The 4,046-nt window shown below is 65.1% G+C and carries 5 protein-coding genes; all 5 read left to right on the top strand.

The window, feature by feature from the left end:
• The first annotated feature begins 177 nt into the window (after positions 1–177).
• Positions 178–540 carry a methylglyoxal synthase gene (locus tag VDP82_RS14985; RefSeq protein WP_323015637.1) on the top strand — a complete coding sequence of 121 codons (363 nt, stop codon included), beginning with the start codon at positions 178–180 and terminating at the stop codon, positions 538–540.
• A gap of 105 nt (positions 541–645) precedes the next feature.
• Positions 646–1,428: an ABC transporter ATP-binding protein gene (locus tag VDP82_RS14980; protein WP_323015636.1), complete on the top strand. Its 783-nt coding sequence runs from the start codon at positions 646–648 to the stop codon at positions 1,426–1,428.
• A 3-nt stretch (positions 1,429–1,431) separates the two neighbouring features.
• Entirely contained in the window at positions 1,432–2,136 is a 705-nt protein-coding gene (locus VDP82_RS14975; protein WP_323015635.1) for an ABC transporter ATP-binding protein, read from the top strand.
• Between the two features lie 2 nt (positions 2,137–2,138).
• A complete protein-coding gene (locus tag VDP82_RS14970) occupies positions 2,139–3,146 on the top strand; it encodes a branched-chain amino acid ABC transporter permease (RefSeq protein WP_323015634.1) in 1,008 nt (335 codons plus the stop codon).
• Positions 3,143–4,046: ABC transporter permease subunit (locus tag VDP82_RS14965; RefSeq protein ID WP_323015633.1), on the top strand; the 904-nt coding region annotated here is incomplete at its 3' end. The genes VDP82_RS14970 and VDP82_RS14965, both read left to right, overlap by 4 nt.

The raw sequence follows: 4,046 nt of genomic DNA, 5'->3' as shown, positions 1-4,046 counted from the left end.
CCCAGCCTCCCCCATCAAGGGGGAGGTGCCGTTCAGGGCCTGGGGCCCGATCCTGCCAGATAAGCGGAACCACGCTTCCCTCTTGACGGGGGGGGGGGCCGGCGGGTGATGCGCTGGCCCCATTGCCCTTTTCCCCCGCCGCGTGCTTGAACACGGGGCGGATGATGGAGAGGCAGCATGGCGCGGATCGGCCTGGTGGCGCATGACGACAAGAAGGATGAGCTCTGCGCCTGGGCGGAGCGGCACAAGGCCAAGCTGGCCCAGCATGAATTGTGGGGCACCGGCACCACGGGCGGGCGGGTGATGGCGGCGACGGGCCTGCCGGTCTACCGGCTCAAGAGCGGGCCGCTGGGCGGCGACCAGCAATTGGGCGCTATGATCGCCGAGGGCAGGCTCGACATGCTGATCTTCTTCATCGACCCGCTTTCGGCCCAGCCCCATGATGTGGACGTCAAGGCGCTGACGCGGCTGGCCACGCTCTACGACGTGCCCTGCGCCAACAATAAATCCACAGCCGATGCCGTACTCGCCAGCCTTTGATTGGCGGGTTGGAGTTGACCCTTAGTCGCTCTTGTGACCAGATGCCGCAAAATTGCCCGGATTGAACCGGGCTTTCGGACTCTTACAGGAAACGGGACGACGCATTTGTCCTCCGACTTGGTCATCGACGTTCGCAACGTCAGCAAACGCTTTGGCGGGCTCACCGCCGTCAACAACTGCTCGCTTTCGGTCCGGCGCGGCTCCATCACCGGGCTGATCGGCCCCAATGGGGCGGGCAAGTCCACCCTGTTCAACATCGTGGCCGGCAATATCGTGCCCGATGAGGGGGTGATCCTGTTCGACGGACAGGACGTGACCGGCTTCAAGCCGCATGAGCTGTTCCGCATCGGCATGCTGCGCACCTTCCAGATCGCCCATGAATTCTCGCAGATGTCGGCGCTGGAAAACCTGATGATGGTGCCCGGCGACCAGCCCGGGGAAAGGCTGACGGCCAACTGGTTCCGGCCTGGCCTGGTGCGCAGCCGCGAAAAGGACGTGCGCAAGAAGGCGCTGGACGTCATCGACTTCCTCAAGCTCGGCCATGTGCGCAACGAATTGGCGGGCAATCTTTCGGGCGGGCAGAAAAAGCTGCTGGAGCTGGGCCGCACCATGATGGTGGACGCCAAGATCGTGCTGCTGGACGAGGTGGCGGCGGGCGTCAACAAGACGCTGCTCAACGACCTGGCCGCCAATATCGAGCGGATGAACCGCGAGCTGGGCTATACCTTCTTCGTCATTGAGCACGACATGGACCTGATCGGGCGGCTGTGCGACCCGGTGATCGTCATGGCGCAGGGCGAAAAGATCGCCGAGGGCCCCATGGCCGAAATCCGCGCCAACCCGGCCATTGTCGAGGCCTATTTCGGCACCCCCGTGGAGGCCGCTTAAGCCATGCCGCTGATCGAACTGAACCACGTCGTGGGCGGCTATGGCGGCGCGCCCATCCTCAACGGCGTCGACATCGCCATCGAGCAATCCGATATCGGGGTGATCGTGGGCCCTAACGGGGCCGGCAAGTCGACCACGCTCAAGGCCATTTTCGGCCTGCTCAAGGTCACCGGCGGCACCATCGAATTCGGCGGAGAGAACATCGCCAATTCCCTGCCCGACAGGCTCGTGCCCAAAGGGCTCAGCTTCGTGCCGCAGGAAAAGAACGTCTTCACCTCGCTCAGCGTCGAGGAAAATCTCGAAATGGGCGCCTTCACGCGCAGCGACGGTTTCTCCGACACCATGGCCTGGGTCTACGACATGTTCCCGGTGCTCAAGGAAAAGCGCCGCCAGCCGGCGGGCGAACTTTCCGGCGGGCAGCGGCAGATGGTGGCCATGGGCCGCGCGCTGATGAGCAAGCCCACCCTTTTGATGCTGGACGAGCCTTCGGCGGGCCTGTCGCCGCGCTACGTCATCGAGATCTTCGAGACCATCATGCGGGTCAACAAGGAAGGCGTGGGCATATTGATGGTGGAACAGAATGCGCGCCAGGCGCTGGCCTTCGCCACGCGCGGCTTCGTTCTGGCGCAGGGGCAGAACCGCTTCACCGGCACCGGGCCGGAACTGATCGCCGACCCGGAAGTGGCCAAGAGTTTCCTGGGGGGCTAGCCGTGGACGAGCTGATTTTCTTCATCAATCGCGTCCTCATCTCGGGCACGGTCCTGGGATCGATCTACGCGCTGGGCGCCATCGGCGTGACGCTGATCTTCGGCATATTGCGCTTCGCCCATTTCGCCCATGGCGACATGATGACCATGGGCGCCTTTATCGGCTTCGTGCTGGCCTCGGCGCTGGCGGCCATGGGGGTGGTGCTGCCTTTGCCCATGGGCTTCGTCGTGCTGCCGGTGGCCATGGTCATCACCGCCATATTGGCGCTGGGGATCGACAAGGGCTTTTACGCGCCGCTGCGGGCGCGCGGAGCCAAGCCGGTGACGCTGCTCATCGCCTCGATCGGGGTGACGCTGATGATCCAGGGGCTGATCCGCCTGATCTTCGGCTCGGGTACCAAGACCATGTATGTGGCCGGCGAGACCAAGGACATCTTCCGCTTCGACATGAGCTGGGCCGGCGGCTCGCGCCCGATCAACATCACCGAGCCGCAGCTCATCATGTTCGCCGTAACCGCGGCGCTGGTGGTGGCGCTGCATCTGTTCCTCACCCGCTCGCGGCTGGGCAAGGCCATGCGCGCCATGGCCGACAATGCCGACCTGGCGCAGGTTTCGGGGATCAATACGGCGCTGGTGGTGCGGGTAACATGGGTCATCGCCGGCTCGCTGGCCTGCGTGGCCGGCACCATGCTGGCGCTGGACGTGGCGCTGATGCCCGACCTGGCCTTCAACATCGTGCTGCCCATCTTCGCCGCCGCCATCGTGGGCGGGCTGGGCCATGCCTATGGCGCCATCGTGGGCGGGTTCCTCATCGCCTTCGCCGAAACGCTGGCGGTGTTCAACTGGACCGCCGTCCTGCGCCCGCTCAACGCCGTCCTGCCCGAGGGCATGGAGCTGCCGGCCAATCTGGCGCTGGTGCCGACCGAGTACAAGCTCACCGTCGCCTTCGTCATCCTGGTCATCACCCTGCTGCTGCGCCCCACGGGTATCTTCAAGGGAGCTTCGACATGAGCGCCGCTACGGCCAATTCCGGCTGGGATACGCCGCTGCGCCGGGGGCTGCTGCTGTTCTCGGGCATGTTCCTCATCGTGCTGGCGGTGGGGCTGGTGCAGGGCACGGCCTCGATCCTGCTCATCCTCATCCAGGCGACCGGCTATGCGCTGATCGCGCTCGGGCTCAATATCCAGTGGGGCTATGGGGGCCTGTTCAACTTCGCCATCATGGGCTTTCTCATGGTGGGCGGGGCGTCCACCGTCTTCCTCTCCTATCCGGTCAACCTGGCGTTTTGGCAGAGCGAGGGGCCGATGCTGCTCGGGCGAGCGCTGATCGCCTTCCTTTTCGGGCTGATGCTGGTATTGGCGGCGCGCCAGAGCCATCGCATCGGTATCGGCGGCAAGGGCCGCGCGGTGCTGGTGGGGCTGGCCTGGTTCATCGGCTATCTCGTCTATCGCAGCCAGATCGACCCGGCGGCGGCCTATATCGAATCCACCGCCGGCTTCGTCGGCGGGCTGGGGCTGCACCCGGTGCTGGGCTGGGCCTTTGGCGGGCTGGTCTCGGCCGTCATCGCCTTTTATATCGGCAAGATCAGCCTGGGGCTGCGCACCGACTACCTGGCCATCGCCACCATCGGCATCTCCGAAATCCTGCGGGCGCTGATCAAGAACATGGACTGGCTGACGCGCGGCACCATGACGGTGTCGCCCATGCCCTGGCCCACGCCGCTGCCGCAGCAATTGCAGGCGGCGGGCCTGTCCATTCCCGAAAGCTTCGTCACCGCACGGCTTTCCTACCTGGTCCTGGCGCTGATCATCCTCATCGTCGCCTTCCTGCTGGTGCAGCGCGCCTATGGCGGGCCTTGGGGCCGCATGATGCGCGCCATCCGCGACAACCACATCGCGGCGGCCTCGATGG

It is taken from the genome of Devosia sp. (genome assembly GCF_034675085.1).
Classification (GTDB): Bacteria; Pseudomonadota; Alphaproteobacteria; order Rhizobiales; family Devosiaceae; genus Devosia.
The sequence above is the reverse complement of the archived record's forward strand: the minus strand, read 5'-3'. Positions and strand labels throughout refer to the sequence as shown.